This window comes from Rothia sp. HMSC065D02 (genome assembly GCF_001815285.1).
In the GTDB taxonomy this organism is placed as follows: domain Bacteria; phylum Actinomycetota; class Actinomycetes; order Actinomycetales; family Micrococcaceae; genus Rothia; species Rothia dentocariosa.
Genome location: NZ_KV820067.1, coordinates 1 through 427, shown reverse-complemented (window position 1 = coordinate 427; position 427 = coordinate 1). Strand labels below are relative to the sequence as shown.

Below are 427 nucleotides of genomic sequence, written 5' to 3'. Positions count from 1 at the left end.
CACGGAAAAGCTACGAGTCTCTTTCGATGGTGAAGTACTTCGAATCACTCTTCTTCTTGGACTGTATCTTGTGGTACTTGCTTGGATGGGATTCGGGTTTGGTGCTCTCCTCCGTAATAGTGCCGGAGCTATTGTTCTTACAGTCGTTCTGCTTTTTGTGGTGACAATAGTTCTTAGTTTCTTCAGGTCTGCTGAGTGGGCAAGCGATGTTTCCAAGTATCTACCTGTTCATCTGGGCGAAAATATGTTGGTCTACGATACTGACCAGTTCAAAGACCCCGGTTACGGGATGCGTTGTTTCCTCTTCACCCTGTGGGGTTTTGTACCCTTGGTACTTGGCTGGATTCGCTTCAAATTCAACGATATGAAGTTGTAGACTTACGGCTCATCGGATAAGAGGAAGTGCCGCCTCCTGAACATATACTGG

1 pseudogene is annotated in these 427 nt (G+C 46.6%); it reads left to right on the top strand.

Going from position 1 to position 427, the window contains the following annotated elements:
* Positions 1-376: pseudogene (locus HMPREF3016_RS01250) on the top strand (hypothetical protein); the annotation flags it as partial.
* Between the last annotated feature and the right edge of the window lie 51 nt (positions 377-427).